The sequence below is a fragment of the Psychromonas sp. MME1 genome (assembly GCF_041080865.1).
Lineage (GTDB): Bacteria > Pseudomonadota > Gammaproteobacteria > Enterobacterales > Psychromonadaceae > Psychromonas.
In genome coordinates this window covers 3,422,227-3,441,809 of record NZ_CP160906.1, presented here as the reverse complement: position 1 = coordinate 3,441,809, position 19,583 = coordinate 3,422,227, and the positions used below count along the sequence as shown (strand labels likewise).

At 40.5% G+C, this 19,583-nt stretch carries 14 protein-coding genes, 5 tRNA genes and 1 pseudogene; 4 read left to right on the top strand and 16 right to left on the bottom strand.

Annotated elements, in window-relative coordinates:
* Positions 1-27: 27 nt before the first annotated feature.
* The gene (rep, locus tag AB2N10_RS15710; RefSeq protein ID WP_354623302.1) at positions 28-2,037 is read right to left on the bottom strand and encodes a DNA helicase Rep; all 2,010 of its coding nucleotides are present in this window, start codon (positions 2,035-2,037) and stop codon (positions 28-30) included.
* Between the two features lie 216 nt (positions 2,038-2,253).
* On the opposite strand from rep, the gene AB2N10_RS15705 reads away from it, so the two are divergent.
* The 4 genes from AB2N10_RS15705 to AB2N10_RS15690 all read left to right on the top strand — a co-directional run bounded on the left by AB2N10_RS15705 (position 2,254) and on the right by AB2N10_RS15690 (position 8,668).
* The gene (locus AB2N10_RS15705) at positions 2,254-2,826 is read left to right on the top strand and encodes a helix-turn-helix domain-containing protein (protein WP_354623301.1); all 573 of its coding nucleotides are present in this window, start codon (positions 2,254-2,256) and stop codon (positions 2,824-2,826) included.
* A gap of 12 nt (positions 2,827-2,838) precedes the next feature.
* Complete coding sequence (locus AB2N10_RS15700) at positions 2,839-3,960, top strand: efflux RND transporter periplasmic adaptor subunit (protein ID WP_354623300.1); 1,122 nt, start codon at positions 2,839-2,841, stop codon at positions 3,958-3,960.
* Positions 3,961-3,968: 8 nt separating this feature from the next.
* The gene (locus tag AB2N10_RS15695) at positions 3,969-7,115 is read left to right on the top strand and encodes a multidrug efflux RND transporter permease subunit (RefSeq protein WP_369434084.1); all 3,147 of its coding nucleotides are present in this window, start codon (positions 3,969-3,971) and stop codon (positions 7,113-7,115) included.
* A gap of 278 nt (positions 7,116-7,393) precedes the next feature.
* A complete protein-coding gene (locus AB2N10_RS15690) occupies positions 7,394-8,668 on the top strand; it encodes a CNNM domain-containing protein (protein ID WP_354623299.1) in 1,275 nt (424 codons plus the stop codon).
* Positions 8,669-8,906: 238 nt separating this feature from the next.
* On the opposite strand, the gene luxS is transcribed toward AB2N10_RS15690, so the two are convergent.
* From luxS to AB2N10_RS15615, 15 genes and pseudogenes are all read right to left on the bottom strand, one after another.
* The gene (luxS, locus tag AB2N10_RS15685) at positions 8,907-9,416 is read right to left on the bottom strand and encodes an S-ribosylhomocysteine lyase (protein ID WP_354623298.1); all 510 of its coding nucleotides are present in this window, start codon (positions 9,414-9,416) and stop codon (positions 8,907-8,909) included.
* A 39-nt stretch (positions 9,417-9,455) separates the two neighbouring features.
* Positions 9,456-10,069 (bottom strand): annotated as a pseudogene (locus tag AB2N10_RS15680) (hypothetical protein).
* Positions 10,070-10,092: 23 nt separating this feature from the next.
* A complete protein-coding gene (gene gshA / locus AB2N10_RS15675) occupies positions 10,093-11,673 on the bottom strand; it encodes a glutamate--cysteine ligase (protein ID WP_369434083.1) in 1,581 nt (526 codons plus the stop codon).
* Between the two features lie 66 nt (positions 11,674-11,739).
* The gene (locus tag AB2N10_RS15670) at positions 11,740-12,078 is read right to left on the bottom strand and encodes a VTT domain-containing protein (protein ID WP_354623296.1); all 339 of its coding nucleotides are present in this window, start codon (positions 12,076-12,078) and stop codon (positions 11,740-11,742) included.
* A gap of 145 nt (positions 12,079-12,223) precedes the next feature.
* Entirely contained in the window at positions 12,224-13,354 is a 1,131-nt protein-coding gene (locus AB2N10_RS15665) for a sodium ion-translocating decarboxylase subunit beta (RefSeq protein ID WP_369434082.1), read from the bottom strand.
* A gap of 12 nt (positions 13,355-13,366) precedes the next feature.
* Positions 13,367-15,145 (bottom strand): sodium-extruding oxaloacetate decarboxylase subunit alpha, encoded by a 1,779-nt coding sequence (gene oadA, locus AB2N10_RS15660; RefSeq protein WP_354623479.1) that lies wholly within the window; start codon positions 15,143-15,145, stop codon positions 13,367-13,369.
* 28 nt (positions 15,146-15,173) lie between these two features.
* Entirely contained in the window at positions 15,174-15,425 is a 252-nt protein-coding gene (locus AB2N10_RS15655; RefSeq protein ID WP_354623295.1) for an oxaloacetate decarboxylase subunit gamma, read from the bottom strand.
* A 649-nt stretch (positions 15,426-16,074) separates the two neighbouring features.
* Positions 16,075-16,806, bottom strand: coding sequence for a sugar phosphate isomerase/epimerase family protein (locus AB2N10_RS15650; RefSeq protein ID WP_369434081.1), 732 nt, complete (start codon positions 16,804-16,806; stop codon positions 16,075-16,077).
* Positions 16,807-17,164: 358 nt separating this feature from the next.
* A tRNA-Arg gene (locus tag AB2N10_RS15645) sits at positions 17,165-17,241 on the bottom strand.
* A gap of 77 nt (positions 17,242-17,318) precedes the next feature.
* Positions 17,319-17,395 (bottom strand) — tRNA-Arg (locus AB2N10_RS15640).
* A 65-nt stretch (positions 17,396-17,460) separates the two neighbouring features.
* Positions 17,461-17,537, bottom strand: a tRNA-Arg gene (locus AB2N10_RS15635).
* Positions 17,538-17,602: 65 nt separating this feature from the next.
* Positions 17,603-17,679: transfer RNA gene (locus AB2N10_RS15630), tRNA-Arg, on the bottom strand.
* An 18-nt stretch (positions 17,680-17,697) separates the two neighbouring features.
* A tRNA-Ser gene (locus tag AB2N10_RS15625) sits at positions 17,698-17,790 on the bottom strand.
* Between the two features lie 226 nt (positions 17,791-18,016).
* The gene (gene csrA, locus AB2N10_RS15620; protein WP_354623293.1) at positions 18,017-18,205 is read right to left on the bottom strand and encodes a carbon storage regulator CsrA; all 189 of its coding nucleotides are present in this window, start codon (positions 18,203-18,205) and stop codon (positions 18,017-18,019) included.
* Positions 18,206-18,298: 93 nt separating this feature from the next.
* Positions 18,299-19,531, bottom strand: a complete 1,233-nt coding sequence (locus tag AB2N10_RS15615) for an aspartate kinase (RefSeq protein ID WP_354623292.1) — start codon at positions 19,529-19,531, stop codon at positions 18,299-18,301.
* Positions 19,532-19,583 lie beyond the last annotated feature (52 nt).

Genomic DNA, 19,583 nt, shown 5'->3' with positions numbered 1-19,583 from the left:
AGATGCTAACGAGGCATCGCTATTTTGTTAGTCAAACAGAGCACGCAAATTAGCAATCCCCTTTTCTGCAAGTTGTTTCTTTTGTTCTTCGCTTTTCTTTTTCGGCCCACTCTCCCAATCGAGATCATCTTGAGGTAACTCAAATAAAAAACGACTCGGAGTGGGTTTGATGGTTTCACCGTATTGATTGCGCTCCTTAGCAAGCGTAAAGGTTAACTCTTTTTGTGCACGAGTAATCCCAACATAGGCAAGGCGGCGCTCTTCTTCAACATTATCCTCATCAATACTCACTTGGTGCGGCAAAATCCCCTCTTCCATACCAATCATATAAACATAGGGAAACTCAAGCCCCTTAGATGCATGCAGGGTCATTAACTGTACTTGGTCAAGCTCCTCTTCTTCTTCATTACGAGAAAGCATATCGCGCAGGGTTAAACGTGCAACAACTTGCTCAAGCGTCATCTCTTCATCAAGGTCATCGCCCTTGAGCATTTCCGTCACCCATTTAAACAGCATCGACACATTTTTCATGCGCATTTCCGCAGCTTTCGGACTTGGGCTGCTTTCATATAACCAATCTTCGTAACCAATATCACGGATCAGATCGCGCACCACATCGATATTATCCTCTCGTTTTAGGCGATCATTGAGCTCTACTAACCAGCGCGTAAACGCTTGTAAGGAAAGTAACCCTTTACCTGACAAGGTTTGTTCTAATCCCAATTCAAAACTGGCAGCAAACAATGTCGTATGGCGCATATTGGCATAACTACCGAGTTTTTCTAATGTCCCCGGACCAATACCACGACGCGGTGTATTAACAACACGTAAAAAGGCATTGTCATCGTCTTGATTCACCAATAGCTTAAGATAAGCCATGATATCTTTCACTTCACTGCGTGCAAAAAAAGAGGTTCCACCACTAATGCGATAGGGGATGCGATTTTCCATCATCACCTTTTCTAACAAGCGACTTTGATGATTACCACGGTAAAGTACCGCATAATCGCTAAAGGAAGCCCCATTCATAAATTTATGGCCTGAAAGCTCCATTACCACACGCTCTGCTTCATGTTGTTCATTTTTGGCAAACAACACTTTGATTGACTCACCATAGGCCAATTCACTAAACAGGCGTTTATCAAATTCATGGGGATTATTAGCAATCAGTACATTCGCCGCCTTTAAAACACGTTGACTAGAGCGATAGTTCTGCTCAAGTTTAATCACTTTTAACTGCGGAAAGTCGTTTTGTAACAAGACTAAGTTTTCTGGACGCGCTCCTCGCCATGAGTAAATAGACTGATCATCATCCCCTACCACTGTAAATCGTGCACGTTCGCCCACTAACGCTTTAATTAACTCATATTGGCTCGTATTGGTATCTTGATATTCATCTACCAATAAATACTGTATTTTTTTCTGCCAACGCAAACGCACCTCTTCTTTCAGCGTTAGAAGCAGAGTTGGCAACACAATTAAATCATCAAAATCGAGTGCGTTGTAAGCTTTTAATTGGCGCTGATAAAGGTCATAACAGTGGGCAAATAGCACATCGCGCTCACCACGCGCCTGTTTTATCGCTTGTGCTGGTAGTATCAGGGCATTTTTCCAATTCGATATTTGTGTGATTAACGCCTTTAACAAATCCATATCTTCTTGCAGTTGCTTAGCAGTCAACTCTTTTAGCAAGGCTAAGGTATCTTGATCATCAAACAGACTAAATCCCGCCTTCATACCTAATACTTTATATTCGCGTTTAATGATATCCAATCCCAAGGAGTGAAATGTGGAGACCATTAAGCCACGCGCCTCTTTACGGCCAAGGGTTTGGCTAACACGCTCCTTCATCTCTCGAGCGGCTTTATTGGTAAATGTGACGGCGGCGATATGTTTAGCTAAATAATCACAATTTTGCACTAAATGAGCGATTTTATTGGTGATCACCCTCGTTTTACCACTGCCCGCACCCGCTAACACAAGGCAGGGGCCTGAAATCATTTTTACAGCGGCATCTTGACCGGGATTTAGCTTCATGTTTTTCCTAATTGATAATAATGATGACTTGCATCTCAATTTTACGGTAGTTTTAGTTGAATACCAATCTATATGGTCATTCATAACGTATGAATAAAAGTTATTCATAGCTAATAAATAAAGAATATTCACAGCTAATGAATTTATTCCAATTATTGTTGTATTTTATAGAGACAATAAACGATAATGAACGTTCATTCATTTTACGGGACTATTATGGACAAGCGTATAAGGATATTGGCTGCTGCTGAAAAATTGCTCGCCGTTCATGGTTTTTATGGATTATCCATGAAAATGTTGGCAAAAACAGCGGGTGTTGCCGCAGGCACCATCTATCGCTATTTTGATAGCAAAGATATGCTAATGTCGCAATTGCATCAGCATATTCGTAAGGAGGCCGCGGAAACAATATTTAAAGGCTGGTCTAACAAGCAAACACCGAAACAAAAATATGATCTACTTTGGCGTAACGCCTTCGATGCCGTACTGAGCAATCCGCAACGTTTAACGGTGATCGATATGCTCTATTTTATCCCTAATGAACAACAAGCAGAGATAACACTTTTTGAAGATGTCGCTTTTGCTCCTTTAATCGACTTTTATCAACAGGGTATAGATGAAGGACGTTTCTTGCCATGGCAAATACCAATGCTGATCACTCTAAGTTTTGACACTTCCATTGAATTGGCCAAAAAACAGTTAAGGCAACGTTTTGAAACGAGTGAACAACAAATAAATCAAGTAAGAGATGCTTCTTGGTTAATTATTCAACAATCATCATTAAAATAATAAGGTAATAAAATGAAAAAATGGATCGCTTCGGCAATAGTATTAGCAATACTAATTTTTGGTACTGTTATTGCCTTTAACATAATGAAAGCTGCAAAGGTGAAGGAGTTCTTAGCCAATCGCCCAATTCCTGAATTTGCCGTTACTAGCAGCAACATTACACTTAACGATTGGACCCCACACCTTCGAGCTATTGGCTTTATTGAACCTATTCAAGGCGTTGATATTGCCAATGAAGTCGCCGGTAAAGTGGTTAAAATAAATTTCAAATCAGGGCAAAAATTAACCGAAGGTGAAGCACTCGTTTACCTTGACTCAGAAATCGAAGAAGCCAATTTAAAAGCGGCGCAGGGGCGCATGCCGTCAGTAAAAAGTAACTATCAACGGATGCGTTCTCTGTTAACTAAAGGTTCTGTTTCACAGGGGCAGGTAGATGATGCAGAGGCTGAATATTTGGCATTACAGGGGCAAATAGAAAGCTATCAAGCAACTATTAGTCGCCGTATTATTCGCGCTCCCTTTGATGGCATTGCTGGTATTAAAAATATCTTCTTAGGCGATTATTTAGAAGCGGGTCACGATATCGTTCGCTTAGAAGATGTTAGCAAAATGCAAATCCGTTTTATTGTGCCACAAAATGATCTTAATAAAATTTTTATTGGCCAAGCAATGAATATCGCCGTGGATGCTGAGCCTGGGGTTGCCTTTACAGGGACTATTTCAGCGATTGAACCTGCAGTAAATTACCAAAGTGGCGTCATTCAAGTGCAAGCAGACATTCCTAATCAAGAGCAAAAGCTACGTTCAGGCATGTTTGCTAAAGCAAGTATTATCCTACCAACATTACATCAACAGGTTATTATTCCGGAAACCGCGATTAACTACACACTATATGGTGAAACCGTGTATGTGATCTCGGAGCAAAAAAATAGTGATGATTCAACCTTCTTACAAGTCGAGCAACGTATTGTTAAACTAGGTAAAAGTAAAAATGGCATGATCCGCATACTCGATGGGCTCAAGGAAGGCGAACAGATAGTTACCAGTGGTCAAGTCCGTTTAAGCAATGGCGCACATGTAAAAATCACAGAGTCTGACGCGTTAGACATCCCCTCGACCACTCCAGCACTATAGGTGAGCAGATGAAATTTACTGATATTTTTATACGCCGCCCGATACTTGCGATATCGCTGAGTTTATTGATAGTGCTATTAGGACTACAAGCCCTTAGCACGATGCAAGTACGCGAGTATCCGAGCATGACAAATACCGTAGTGACGGTGTCGACGAGTTATTACGGTGCCAATGCGAATCTGATTCAAGGGTTTATAACTCAACCCATCGAGCAAGCCATTGCCCAAGCAGATAACATTGATTTTATTACGTCGCAAAGTTTTATGGGCAACTCAACAATTACAGTCTTCATGAAACTCAATACCGATCCCAATGGCGCGGTTGCTGATATCCTTGCTAAAGTAAATAGTGTGCGCTCACAACTGCCGAGTGAAGCTGAAGATCCGACTATCGATATGAGCACCGGTTCAACAACATCGGTTATTTATATCTCATTTTCAAGCGCAGAACTGAACGCTAGTCAAATCACCGATTATCTAGAGCGCGTTATTAAACCGCAGTTATTTAGCATCAATGGTGTAGCTAAAGTGAACTTATATGGTGGAACGCCATTTGCGCTAAGAATTTGGATCGATCCTGAGCGAATGGCTGGTTTTTCACTAACCACACAAGATGTTGTACAAATTTTACAAGCCAACAATATCCAATCGGCAACGGGGCAAGCCAACAGCTATTACACCCTTTTTAATGGTAGTAGTGAAACGCAAGTGAAAACAGCGGCTGAGTTAGAAAACCTGATCATAGCGACGCGTGAAAATGGCAAGGTGATCCGCCTACAGGATATCGCTCGCGTTTCATTGGAAAAAAGTCATGATACCACTCGCACCATGGCTAACGGTAATGAAGCGGTGGTTGTCGCAATTGATGCGGCACCAACGGCAAATCCGCTCGATATTACCGCGGGAATCAATGCCATTTTACCCGATTTAGCTAAAAACAATCCAAGTTCAATACAAATGGAGGTGTTGTATGACTCAACTATCGCCATTGAAGAGTCGATTTCAGAAGTCATTAAAACCATCGCTGAAGCCGGTTTAATCGTATTAGTGGTGATGGTGCTATTTTTAGGCTCATGGCGTGCGGTGATTATCCCTATCATTACCATTCCATTGTCACTGATTGGCGTGCTCGTTGTGATGCAACTATTTGGCTTTACCCTTAACTTAATGACATTACTGGCAATGGTATTAGCAATAGGTTTAGTAGTCGATGATGCAATTGTTGTGGTAGAAAATATTGATCGCCATATTAAAGCCGGAGAAGATCCCTACCGCGCGGCCATTATAGGAACCCGGGAGATTGCCGTCCCCGTTATTTCGATGACGATAACACTGGCAGCTGTTTATGCGCCTATTGCCTTAATGGGGGGAATAACGGGATCACTATTTACTGAATTTGCATTAACTTTGGCAGGCTCAGTGTTTGTTTCCGGTATTATTGCATTAACACTATCGCCGATGATGTGTAGTAAAATGCTTAAAAGCAACCATCAGGCAAATCGTTTCGAACAAGCCGTTGAAAACACGCTTTCAGGTGTTACCTCACGCTATTCGCGCCTGCTTGAAAAGTTGATGGTTCGTCGTCCAGCTGTGATCCTTTTTTCAATTTTAGTTTTTATCTCTTTGCCTTTCCTATTTAAATTTATTCCTGCGGAACTAGCTCCCAAAGAAGATAAAGGGGCATTAATGATGATGGCTAAGGCGCCAGCCAATGCCAATCTCGACTACATTGAAAACAGCATAGGTAAGATAACCGCTGAAATAGCGAAGCAACCCGAGGTACAAAGTACCCTCGGTATTTCTGGCAGACCAAATGCCAATCAAGCCTTTGGTATTGCAATCATGAAGCCTTGGAGTCAGCGCGATAAAGATCCTAAACAGCTTGCGACGGCCTTAGCACCGTTATTTAATGATTTTCCCGCGGTCGCGACCACGGCTTTCCAAATGCCTGAGTTACCGGGTTCATCAGGTGGCTTACCGGTACAGTTTGTTATATCAACAGCAAATCCATTTGAGAGCTTAGTTAGTATCGCCAGTGATGTACTCGCAGCGACACAGGCAAACCCTAACTTTGTCTATTCTGAACTTGATCTTGCCTTTGATTCAGCGACAATGAAAATCAAAATAGATCGCGATAAAGCAGGTGCGTATGGCGTTACCATGCAAGATATAGGTATCACCTTGGGAACTCTATTAAGTGATGGCTACCTAAATCGCATCGACCTCCATGGGCGTAGTTATGAAGTAATCGCACAAGTAGAACGGAAATACCGTTTATCGCCAGATAAATTAGGTAATTTTTACGTACGCGCTAAAAATGGAGACATGTTACCACTGAGCAATTTAATCACTATTGATGTGGTTGCTGAGCCACGTTCATTACCACACTTTAACCAGTTAAATAGTGCATCTATCGGTGCTGTTTTAGCCCCCGGTTTTGCGATGGGCGATGCCATTACCTTCTTTGAAGAGCTCGCGACTAGTAAATTACCTTTAGGTTACCGCCATGACTATCTTGGGGAGGCACGACAGTTCGTTAGCGAAGGCGATGCGCTTTACATGACCTTTATCTTGGCTATTTTGATCATCTTTTTAGTGCTGGCTAGTCAATTCGAAAGTGTTCGCGATCCATTAGTTATCTTAATGACCGTTCCGCTTGCTATCAGTGGCGCTCTGGTGGTGATGGCCTCAGGCCCGCTGATTAATATCGGCGCAATGATGCTTGGGTTTACGGGAGGGTTCTGGCACCCCCCTACGATGAATATATACACGCAAGTCGGTCTAATAACGCTCGTAGGATTAATCACTAAGCATGGTATTTTGATTGCTGAAGTTGCCAAAGAGGAGCAATTACACCATGGTTTAAATCGTATCGAAGCGGTACAAAAAGCAGCAACCATTCGTTTACGCCCTATTTTGATGACCACTGCGGCAATGGTTGCTGGTCTTATTCCATTACTTTTTGCGAGTGGCGCAGGCGCTGTTAGTCGTTTTGGTATTGGGGTTGTGATCGTGGCAGGCTTATCCTTAGGCACTCTATTTACGCTATTTATTTTACCCGTCATCTACTCTTTTGTCGCCAGTACTCATAAACCGATCAAAGAGTTTGATGAAACATTAAAACTCAAAGCCAAAGAGATTAATTACAACAGCTAAGAAACATCCATTTTGTTGTATTAGTTAATTAAGACCTTAGCGAATATTGCTAAGGTCTTTTTTTATTCATGTTAAATTAATTTAATGTATATTTTATATACAAACTAACTAGCATTGAGTTTTATATGTAAAAACGTTAATCTACCCCCTTAACGTCTTTAATTGAGTACAATTTATTGATAATTACTAAATATAATCGACTAATTAACTTTTTTTTATACATTTTCTTCGTTAGTATCATTCATTAATAAATAGTAACCCATACAAAAGAGAATACATTGAACGACATTCCAACCAGTGCTTTACTAATTACGCTTGTTATTTTAATTCTAATCTCTGCTTATTTTTCGAGTTCAGAAACGAGCATGATGTCTCTCAACCGTTATCGCCTACGCCATCTTGCACAGGACAAGAATAAAGTAGCATTACGTGTTGAAAAACTACTTAATAAGCCAGATAAACTGATCGGCCTTATTTTGATTGGTAACAATCTTGTTAATATCCTCGCTTCAGCATTAGCCACTATCATTGGCCAACGAATTTACGGGGATGCCGGCATTGCCATTGCAACAGGGGTATTAACCTTTGTTATTTTAATTTTTGCAGAAGTAACACCAAAGACATTAGCTGTTCTCTACCCTGAAAAAATTGCTTTTCCAAGTTCCTTTTTGTTACGCCCATTACAAGTGTTACTTAGCCCTTGTGTATGGTTGATTAACGGTATCTCCAACGGCTTATTACGTATCTTTGGTGTGAACGTTACTCACAATAGTGACCATGCTCTTTCGAGCGATGAGTTGCGCTCTGTTGTGAGAGAGGCTGCCGGAATGATACCGGTTCACCACCAAGAGATGCTGCTAAGTATTCTTGAGCTTGAAAAAGTGACCGTCGATGAAATTATGATCCCACGTAATGAAATTGCTGCAATCGATATCAACCAAGAGTGGGATGTCATTCTTAAGCAATTAAAGCACCGTACACATACCATGACTTTGCTTTATCGCGACACCATCGATGATGCGATAGGCTTTATCCATGCACGTGATTGTTTGCTGATTTTATTAAGGGAAGATTTCACTAAAACAACACTATTACGTAGTGTGAGAGAGCTCTATTTTATCCCAGAAGGTACGCCTCTAAATACACAGCTCATAAAATTCCAACAAAATAAAGAGCGCATAGGCCTAGTGGTAGACGAATATGGTGATATTCAAGGGTTAGTCACGCTCGCTGATATTTTAGAAGAAATCGTTGGCGACTTTACGACAACACATCTTCCTGTTAATTCTAAAGAGATTTATAAGCAACACGATAACTCTTATATTATCGAAGGTAGCTTAGGTTTACGAGACATCAACAAAGAGATGGGTTGGACTTTACCTACCGATGGCCCTCGCACACTCAATGGCTTGATTTTAGAACATTTAGAAGAGATTCCTACCGAGAAAATTAGTGCCCGTATTTGCGGCTATCCGATGGAAATTTTAGAAGTAGAAAATAATATGGTGAAGTTAGTCAAAGTGCTCCCGCATCTATATAAGGATGATGAATAAGTAATACCATATAATCGGAATAAATAGCTGATCTATTTTACTGGTTAAAATAACTTACTTTTTTGTTGTAAGTTTCGCAAAGGGAACAACCATTTGCGTCAACTTACGCCTCAAATTAAGTCACTTTTCCTGCGCAAAATTTAGATCTCATACTTAAAGCTACTTCACCTGAGATGAAAATCGTACTTATTACGCAATCAGACAATAATAGGGATTGGTATAAGTACGATTAATGAAATTATAGCTGCTGTAACTGCGCTTCACTTAAGGCAATATCTTCATTCTTATTAGTACCAATACCCGCTTCAATAATAGCGCGAGCGATTGCTTGCGCCTCCTCGAGCGAGTGCATTAAATAGGTACCACATTGGTATTCATTTAACTCAGGAATATCTTTTTGATCTTGCACCTTCAACACATCCTGCATAGAGGCTAACCATGCAGAAGCAACATCAGCCTCACTAGGCGAACCAATCAAGCTCATATAAAAACCTGTACGACATCCCATTGGCGAAATATCAATAATTTCAACGTGCTCACCATTTAAATGATCACGCATAAAGCCCGCATATAGATGCTCAAGTGTATGAATACCTTTTTCAGAAAGCATCTCTTTATTGGGCGTTGTAAAACGTAAATCAAAGACAGTGATAGTATCTTTTCCAGGTGTTTGCATTTTTTTAGCAATGCGTACTGCTGGAGCGTTCATAATTGTATGATCAACAGTAAAACTATCGAGTAATGGCATCTCATTTCCTTCTTTTAATGAATGAATATCCGTCACGGGTTAGGCAAAAAACAGTCGCCATAACCAGCTTGAATCTAAGTTCTCTTGGCAACCCTTTAATTGGCTTGAGTACTGTTTTGCACGATTATCTACTTTACGAGCTACTTTAATTAACCAAGGTTTCTTGTTATAACTTTGCTTTTTATAACCTCCCCAGCCTTCATGGTAATTAAGATACTGGCGATAGGCATCCCACTTTGAAATACCATTAACTTTATGCGTTTTACTGGTAAACCAGCCCATAAAATCAACGGCATCGGCAAAATCATCACGGCTTGCCCATGAATCCCCGTTTCACGTTTATAATCATCCCAAGTCATCGTTTTAGCCTGCGCATAACCATAGGCATCACTTGCTCTACCAATTGGAATAAACCAAAAATATTGCATGGGAGGTGCAGCATCATGCTTGAAACTACTCTCTTGGTACATCATCGCAATCGGTACGTGGATCGGTGTCCCCCACTTTTTATTCATATCCTTGGAGGCTTCATACCAATCGCGATTTTCAAAAAATATATGGCAAATATTATCCGGATTTTTCGGTGGCGGCGTTGCACATGCCGTCACAAAGAGGGTCAAGAGTAAAGATAAAAGGATCTTTTTATTTACCATATTTAAACCTATTCTATTATCAATTAATATGTTTCTGCATTCGTAAAATATTGTTGCAAATAGTGATCAAAACTAAGCGTATCCTGCTGCTCGATATGTTGCTGTTTTTCAAGCGAAGCCAAACGCTGTTGCTCAAAATATTGATCCGACCATAGCTGATACCCCTGCTCGCATAACGCTATTTTATATTCTTTTGCCAGCGACAAAGCTAAGATACCATTATCAACATTAGCCGCTAGCAGTTTATCTAATACTCGCGCGGAATTAGTTAATTCTGGCTGACGGAAGTACTCTGCGATATGCGCAATGGCTTGCTCGTAGTGGCTGACATTTTGCTGCTTATCAAAAACGCTGGCCAGATCCATTAATTGCGCCATTATCTCCGCGCCCCACGCCGATACACTTTGCTCTTTTCCATTAATGGCAAGCCGTAAATCGGGTTGACGCCCCTCAGTCACTATTTGACTGAAATTAGTGCGTAAATGGGTTGATTGCGCCTCGTTTATCTCATCAGAAGGGGTAATCGCACACCAAGTTAAAAATAAATCCAAAAAGTTCACTTGCTCTTCGGTGATCCCTACTTTAGAAAATGGATTGACATCTAAAGAGCGAATTTCAACATATTCGACACCACGAGCATGCAAAGCCTGTGATGGTGTTTCACCTTTTTTTTGCACCCTTTTAGGACGAATCGATGCATACAGCTCATTTTCTATTTGCAGTACATTGTCATTTAGCTGAATGTATTTGCCATTTTTCTTAATTCCTAATGCTTTAAATTCAGGGGACTTTTTATGTAAAGCTTCGGAAACACTAGCAAGATAATTTTCTAAACTGTTATAACAAATATTTAAAGAAGATTGCGAACTATTGGTATAACCTAAATCACTCAAACGTAGAGAGGTTGCATAGGGTAAATAGATAGTCCCTTTAGCCAACTTTTTAAACTGTAAAGGTGTTTCTTTGCCTTGAATAAAAGAACTGCAAATCGCAGGTGATGCACCAAACAGATAAGGAATGATCCAACCAAAACGCATATAATTACGGATTAAAGCAAAATACCCCGCTGACTGCGCCTCTTGCGGCGTTAAATCAGCGCCATGCATCTGTGACCAAACAGGCCAAAATGCGCTCGGTAATGAAAAATTATAATGCACACCTGCAATCACTTGCATCATGCAGCCATAACGATTTTTCAACCCTTGCCGATAGGCTGTCTTCATTAAACCTACATTAGAGCTACCGTATTGGGCAAGCTCAATGTTATCTTCCTTTTCAACATAACAGGGCATGCTAATAGGCCAGAGCATCTCATCTGCCGCTAAATTTTTAGCACTGTAATGGTGAATATCATTTAAGTAATTAAATAGTTGCGGGACATCTTTGGCAACAGGCGTGATAAATTCCATTAAACTTTCGGCAAAATCAGTGGTGATTGATTCATGGCAAAGGGCGCTACCAAAGGCATCGGGATGTTTATCTGAAGATAATTTGCCATCAGATTTGATACGTAATGCTTCACGCTCAATACCGCGACCAAATTGACTCAATGCTTCTGGTTGTTGAGCTAGAAAAGCTAATTTTTGCTGAAAATCAAGAGACAAGGTAAACCCCTTTCAGGTGGTTAAAATAAATCTCAGCATACTTTAAAAAGCAGCTAATATGCAATTTTATAGAAAATATAGTGTCGAAACTATAATTATGCCGTATCGTAGCGCTTTGCCAAGAAAAATAAATATCAAACAGGGCATTATCCGCAGCTTAAACCACCCTGCAATTAAGGGTAATAGATCGCCAATAACGGGTAACCAACTAAGTAATAGCGCAGGAGCACCATAACGTCGACAAAATGCCGTTAATCTTATATATTTATGTTGAGCTTTATCCCGCCCCCAATAAAAATAATACCCCATAAAATAGGTAATAACCGCCCCCAATGTATTACCAATACTTCCCGCTAATAAATATCCAAAGGCATGCTGTGGTGCGTTTTTTACATAATAAATCAACAATAGCTCCAACCACCGGAAAGAGTGTTGATGAAATTAAACCACTAAAAAAGAGAGTGATATATTCAGACCACACATTCAAACTCCAATAAAAAAGGCCACTTTATTAAGTGGCCTTTTACACTAACCGATATTTAATAGTCGTTTAGCCAACTAGCGCTAGCAATACACCAGCAGCAACGGCACTACCAAGCACCCCTGCTACATTAGGCCCCATTGCATGCATTAACAAAAAGTTATGGGGATTAGCTTCTAATCCAACTTTATTAGCTACACGCGCAGCCATAGGCACAGCAGAAACACCTGCCGCACCGATTAAAGGATTGATAGGACTTTTTGAAAAGCGCCCCATCGCTTTCGCCATTAACACGCCAGAAGCCGTACCAATAGAGAAGGCTATTGCACCTAATCCCAAAATACCTAAGGTCTCTAAGTTTAAAAACTTATCTGCAGATAGTTTAGAGCCCACGCCTAAGCCTAGGAAAATGGTTACAATATTAATTAACTCATTCTGAGCGGTGGAACTTAAACGATCCACAACCCCTGATTCTCGCATTAAATTACCAAGACAGAACATACCGACTAATGGCGTTGCTGCGGGTAAAAATAGAATAGTTAAAAAAAGTACAGCAAGTGGGAAAATGATCTTCTCTTTTTTACTTACTGGACGCAACTGTTCCATTTTTATTTCACGCTCCGCTGGTGTCGTTAATGCACGCATGATAGGGGGCTGAATGATTGGTACCAATGCCATATAGGAATAAGCAGCAACCGCAATCGCACCGAGTAAATCGGGTGCAAGTCTTGAAGCTAAGAATATCGCCGTAGGGCCATCGGCACCACCAATAATTGCAATAGCCGACGCATCAGCCATGCTAAAATTAAAACCTGGTACAAGATTAAGTAAAATCGCGCCAAACAGGGTCGCAAAGATACCAAACTGCGCAGCAGCACCCAATAGCAAAGTTTTAGGGTTAGCAATCAAAGCGCCAAAATCAGTTAATGCCCCAACACCCATGAAGATAATTAACGGAAATACACCCGTTTCAATACCCACATGATAAATGTAATAAAGCATACCACCTTCTTCAGTAAAACCGGCATTGGGAATATTGGCTAATACTGCGCCAAAACCAATAGGTAATAATAATAAAGGCTCAAACTTCCGCACGATTGCTAAATATAACAGTAAAGCACCAACTGCCATCATAACTAATCCGGGCCACTCAAAGTGAGCAATGCCCGTATCATTCCAAAGTGTCGTTAATCCATCCACTTAATTACTTCCTTAACCTATTGTAAAGAGGGCTTCACCCACTGCAACAGAATCACCTTCTTTAACTAAAATGGCTTGTACTATGCCTGATTTAGTTGCTCGAATTTCTGTTTCCATTTTCATCGCTTCCATAACGAGCAGCGTATCACCTTCATTAACTTGTTCGCCTTGCTTAACAAGTAGTTTGAAAATATTACCCGCAAGTGGTGCAGGAAGATCTTCACCTGTACCGCTCGTTGATGCAGATGCAACATTAGTAACAGGTGCTGGTGCAGCTGAAGCAGTGATACCGCTAATGCTACCTTCAGGGCCAACCTGTACGGTGTATAATTGACCATCAACAGCAACGGAGTAAGTTTCCGCTTTACCTTTCTTCACTGGCGCAGCTGGTAATAGATCATCCGCGCTTGGTACAGGTTCAAAAGCATCTGGGTTATTACGATTTTCTAGGAATTTGAGGCCGATTTCAGGGAATAAAGCATAAATTAGCGTGTCATCAATCTCTTCTTTCGCTAATGTAATACCTTTTTCAGCAGCCACTTTTTTGAGCTCACTAACAAGGTGATCCATCTCTGGTGCAAGATTATCAGCAGGACGACAAGTGATTGCCTTGGCACCGTCAAGTACTTTAGCTTGAAGCTCGGCATTAAATGGAGCAGGAGCGGCACCATATTCGCCTTTTAATACACCAGCAGTCTCTTTAGTGATATTTTTATAGCGCTCACCCATTAAAACGTTAATAACCGCCTGTGTGCCAACAATTTGTGATGTTGGTGTAACCAAGGGAATATAACCCAGATCTTTACGTACAACGGTGATCTCTTTTAATACGTCATCCATCTTATCTGCAGCACCTTGCTGCTTAAGTTGGCTTTCCATATTTGTCAGCATACCGCCAGGAACTTGAGCGATTAAAATACGTGGGTCAACGCCTTTTAATTCCCCTTCAAATTTCACATATTTTTTACGTACTTCTCGGAAATATGATGATATTTCAGCTAATTGAGGAAGGTTAAGTCCGGTATCTCGCTCTGTCCCTTCAACAATTGAAACAAGTGTTTCCGTTGGCGAATGGCCATAGGTCATACTCATTGAAGAAATTGCAGAATCGATAATATCAATACCCGCATCAATCGCTTTTTGCTGTGTAGCAAGACTTAATCCCGTCGTTGCATGACAATGCAACGCCAGTGGTATATTGGTACTCGCTTTAATTTTTGTAATTAGCTCTTCTGCTTCATATGGCTTTAACAGACCCGCCATATCTTTAATACATATAGAATGGCTGCCCATATCTTCAAGGCGTTTCGCCATATCAACCCAGTTATCAATAGTATGAACAGGGCTGGTTGTGTAAGAAATTGTACCTTGTGCATGCGCGCCAATTTTAACGGCAGACTTAATCGCAGTTTCAAAATTACGAACATCATTCATCGCGTCAAAGATACGAAACACATCGACGCCATTTTTATGTGCTCGTTCGACAAATTTTTCAACAACATCATCGGCATAGTGACGGTAACCTAATAGATTTTGACCGCGTAATAACATTTGCTGTGGCGTGTTTGGCATGGCCGCTTTTAATGCGCGGATACGATCCCATGGATCTTCACCTAAATAACGAATACACGAATCAAATGTTGCACCGCCCCAAGTCTCTAAAGACCAGTACCCCATTTTGTCTAATTTTTCTGCAATCGGTAGCATATCATCGATACGCATTCGGGTTGCAAACAATGATTGGTGCGCATCACGCAGCACCACTTCTGTTATTGCTAAAGGCTTCGCCATTTTCACGTTCTCCATAGTTCATATTCCTTTATTGTGCAGTTGATTTGCGATATTGCTGCACAGCCGTAGTCATTGCTGCAATTAATTGAGGGCTAATTTGCGTATTGGCAGCGGTATTGTTACCACCTTGCACGGCCTTTTTCGTCACGGGCAGATCTGCGGGCGTATATTTTGCCATCAAGCTAACGACAACCATCAATAAACCTAAAAACAGAAACACAAAGCCCATACCTAAGCCCATTAACACTAATGCTTCTAATAATGACTCAGTAACATCCATAGTAATTATCCTTTTTGTACATAATAAATGCCTGTTAACAAACAGAGGTGAATGAATAATTATTCACACTTCCTCTACAATATCACCTGCAATAAAGGGTGAATAAAAAAGCTAACTCACCACTTTTAGGCTAAAAAAGCCTAATAAACATACCTTAACCTCTTAATAACCCTATAAAAAATAAGAATTAAGAAATTAAACTGAGTTTCAAAAACAAATTATCATACGGGATTTTCTATTAAATTGGAAGTATAGATAAAACAGCCTCAAAGAGCTTAAAACATTAACAATTACAAGCTTTTTTAAAGCTAATGATTACTTTGAAAAAAGCAAATTTATGTTGTAATTAGGTGATGATTGTCACGAATAAAGATCAGACATTAGTAGACATGGAGAATATTATTGAGACACAAAAAAACAAAACAAGTATGCAATAAAAACAAATAAATATTCACCATTCAATTTTACTAATAATCTATAAAAGGAAAAATAGTGCCGAGATGCGAGGCAAAAATTTGCAGCATAGTTATTCTACATCGAGATTTTATAACAAAGCAGATTGGTGCTATTTTTCTTCACCTACGGGGTGCTAGCTCAAAACCAGTTCTGCGTGGTAATTCCCCTCGTGCAATATATCCACTAATTGATATTAACAAATATGATTCGCACGTAAAAAACGCTCACTCCTTGCAAAATATTGATAAGCATTATCCGTTGGTTCAAACTCGACCATCAACCACTGCAAATCGCTCAGTAAGTCAAAAGTCTTCATTATCTGAAGAAGCTTAACCTCCCCCTCACCTAACGCAACAGATCGCCCCTGAGCAAAATCTCTTAGGTGTAAATATGAAATCCTACTCGCATGCTCTTTTAAAAAGAGAACGGGATCGATTCCCGTTAAATGCAACCAACCGATATCGACACATAATCCCACATTGGTAATATCTAACTCCTTATTAAGAATATCAAAGGGGGTGATATCATTACGCGTCGACTTTAAAAATTCAAAGTCATGATTATGATAATGCACCTTAACACCCGCAACCTTAAATTCTTCTGCCGCCTTGTTAATAATGGAGCATGTCGCGCTAAAATTTTCTAAACTACGATCATGCCAACCTAATGGACCAGAAACGCATAAATTAGCACAATCATGGCGGTCCAAATAGTCGAGAAGTTCAACATAGTTTAACAGCCCCTCTGAGCCGATATGCAAGGCAGAACATGTTAAATCGTACTCATTTAATAATGAAGAAGCTTCAAGTACAAAAGGCATTTCCACAGCTTGATAACCGATATCAGCAATAGCCTTAAACACTTTTTCCGGCCTCATTTTCAACTCTTCTTCTTTAAAGCCATATAACTGCGCACCTAAATTCATTAAATTTCCTTATCAAAAGAGAACCATTTGCGCCAAACCGATGAATGACTCATACCTATTCGCATAATAGGATGGTCATGGCTTGCAGGGAAAAAGGATGGAGAGCAAGGCGCATCATTGAATAATTAAGTATGTGATCTAAATTTTGCGCAGGAAAAATGGCTTAATTTGAGGCGTAAGTTGACACAAATGGTTGTTCCCTTTGCGAAACTTACAACAAAAAAGTAAGTTATTTTAACCAGTAAAATAGATCAGCTATTTATTCCGATTGGTATTATTATAGGATGCGCCATTACGTGTAGCAAATTGAAATGTTAGCAAAGGGGATTAATAGGGGTTGGTGTGGCAAAAGAAAATATGGTGCGGGTGAAGGGATTCGAACCCCTGACCGCCTGGTTCGTAGCCAGGTACTCTATCCAGCTGAGCTACACCCGCATGGTGCATAATATTAATGGGATTAATATTATTGAGCTCTGTAAACAAAAAAACTTACCGAAGTAAGCTTATAAGAATGGTGCGGGTGAAGGGATTCGAACCCCTGACCGCCTGGTTCGTAGCCAGGTACTCTATCCAGCTGAGCTACACCCGCCGCGATATTCTTTATTTTTTGTTTTACATTCGATTCTTAGCGCTAACCATATCCTGCAAAAGAGATGGTGCGGGTGAAGGGATTCGAACCCCTGACCGCCTGGTTCGTAGCCAGGTACTCTATCCAGCTGAGCTACACCCGCCGCGATATTCTTTATTTTTTGTTTTACATTCGATTCTTAGCGCTAACCATATCCTGCAAAAGAGATGGTGCGGGTGAAGGGATTCGAACCCCTGACCGCCTGGTTCGTAGCCAGGTACTCTATCCAGCTGAGCTACACCCGCTTTAAGAATCTACAAGAATGGCGGTGGAGGAGGGATTCGAACCCTCGAACAGGCTATAAACCCGTTACTCCCTTAGCAGGGGAGCGCCTTCGGCCACTCGGCCACCCCACCGTCGTCTTGTGGCGCACATATTACTGTCTTATGAAAACAAGTCAAACTTTTTTTAATGACTCTTTTCCGTTTGATGGTTAAATAAACAAATAAGCTACTATTAAACCATTTTTTTTGTAATTGCACTGTATTCAATCGCAACAGCCAATTAGAGCGAACGGTAAAACCATTCTCTAGGCAAAAAAAAAGAGCCCGTAGGCTCTTAGAATATTTAATTCACAGCGTGTTATTCGCTATATGAACTCGCATTTTTTTCAGCTTGTATACGCATATAGATCTCTTCACGGTGAACAGATACTTCTTTTGGCGCATTTACACCGACGCGTACCTGATTACCTTTTACACCTAAAACGGTAACGGTAACATTATCCCCAATCATCAAAGTTTCACCAACTCGACGAGTTAATATCAGCATATCCTGCTCCTATATTATATTATCCATCTAAATAGCTTTTTAGTATGGACTAATCTATTCTAAAATTCATATTTATTTGCGGAGAAAATTAAATTATTTCTCTTCAATTGGTTCGTTGGCCAAATTAAATGCATTGTGTAACGCACGAACAGCTAACTCTAAATATTTACTATCAACAAGTACTGATATTTTAATTTCAGAGGTTGCTATTTGGTGAATATTAATTCCCTCTTGACCTAGGGTCTCAAACATTGTTTTCGCAACGCCAGGGTGGTTCCACATTCCAACGCCAACAATAGACACTTTTGCTATCTCATTATTGCCTTGCACTGCATTTGCTTTTAATGAGACACACACAGCTTCTAAAAGTTCCTTAGCTTGTTGATAATCATCACGATGCACAGTAAATGTGAAATCTGTTTTACCGTTACCGACGGTATTTTGAACAATCATATCGATATCGATATTCGCTTCACCAATTGGTGAAAGAATTTGTGCCGCTACCGTCGGTTGATCTGGCACACCAGATAGTGTTAAACGCGCCTCATCTCTATTAAAGGCAATGCCTGAAATTACTGGAGATTCCATTTTATTTTCCTCATAACTAATTAATGTGCCGCCACCATCTTTAAAACTGGATAAAACACGCAATGGCACATTGTATTTACCAGCAAACTCCACTGAACGAATCTGTAATACTTTCGCGCCCAAACTAGACATCTCTAACATCTCTTCAAATGTTATTCTATCTAGACGACGTGCATTAGGTTCAACACGAGGGTCGGTTGTATAAACACCATCCACATCCGTATATATTTGGCATTCATCTGCTTTAAGAGCAGCAGCAATAGCCACCGCAGAAGTGTCAGAACCACCACGTCCTAATGTTGTTATATGGTTATCTTCGTTACGCCCCTGAAAACCAGCAACTACAACGACACGCCCTTGCTTTAAATGCCCCTCGATATTCTTGGTTTCAACATCTAAAATACGTGCCTTACTGAAGCTACTATCGGTTTTTAGGCGAACTTGATCACCCGTCATCGATACCGCATCAACACCGATGCTATGCAATGCCATTGACAATAACGCAATGGTGGTTTGTTCACCCGTAGTCAGTAGCACATCCATCTCTCTTGCGCTTGGTGTATGGTGCAACTCTTTAGCTAATGCAATCATACGATTGGTTTCACCTGACATTGCGGACAATACAACAACGAGATCATTACCCGCTTCTTTCATTGCTTTTACTTTTTCAGCAACTATTTTTATTCTTTCGACATTACCAACTGAAGTGCCGCCGTATTTTTGAACTATTAACGCCATGATTATTTCTCAGCCTTTCTACTAGTTAACTGCCCGGTTAAAGGCAGCTATT

Coding starts and splice junctions, on each gene's coding strand:
- rep (WP_354623302.1), bottom strand. CDS start 2,037: ATGAAGCTAAATCCCGGTCAAGATGCCGCTGTAAAAATGATTTCAGGC.
- AB2N10_RS15705 (WP_354623301.1), top strand. CDS start 2,254: ATGGACAAGCGTATAAGGATATTGGCTGCTGCTGAAAAATTGCTCGCC.
- AB2N10_RS15700 (WP_354623300.1), top strand. CDS start 2,839: ATGAAAAAATGGATCGCTTCGGCAATAGTATTAGCAATACTAATTTTT.
- AB2N10_RS15695 (WP_369434084.1), top strand. CDS start 3,969: ATGAAATTTACTGATATTTTTATACGCCGCCCGATACTTGCGATATCG.
- luxS (WP_354623298.1), bottom strand. CDS start 9,416: ATGCCATTACTCGATAGTTTTACTGTTGATCATACAATTATGAACGCT.
- oadA (WP_354623479.1), bottom strand. CDS start 15,145: ATGGCGAAGCCTTTAGCAATAACAGAAGTGGTGCTGCGTGATGCGCAC.
- AB2N10_RS15655 (WP_354623295.1), bottom strand. CDS start 15,425: ATGGATGTTACTGAGTCATTATTAGAAGCATTAGTGTTAATGGGCTTA.
- AB2N10_RS15650 (WP_369434081.1), bottom strand. CDS start 16,806: ATGAATTTAGGTGCGCAGTTATATGGCTTTAAAGAAGAAGAGTTGAAA.
- csrA (WP_354623293.1), bottom strand. CDS start 18,205: ATGCTGATATTAACTCGTCGAGTTGGTGAAACTTTGATGATTGGGGAT.
- AB2N10_RS15615 (WP_354623292.1), bottom strand. CDS start 19,531: ATGGCGTTAATAGTTCAAAAATACGGCGGCACTTCAGTTGGTAATGTC.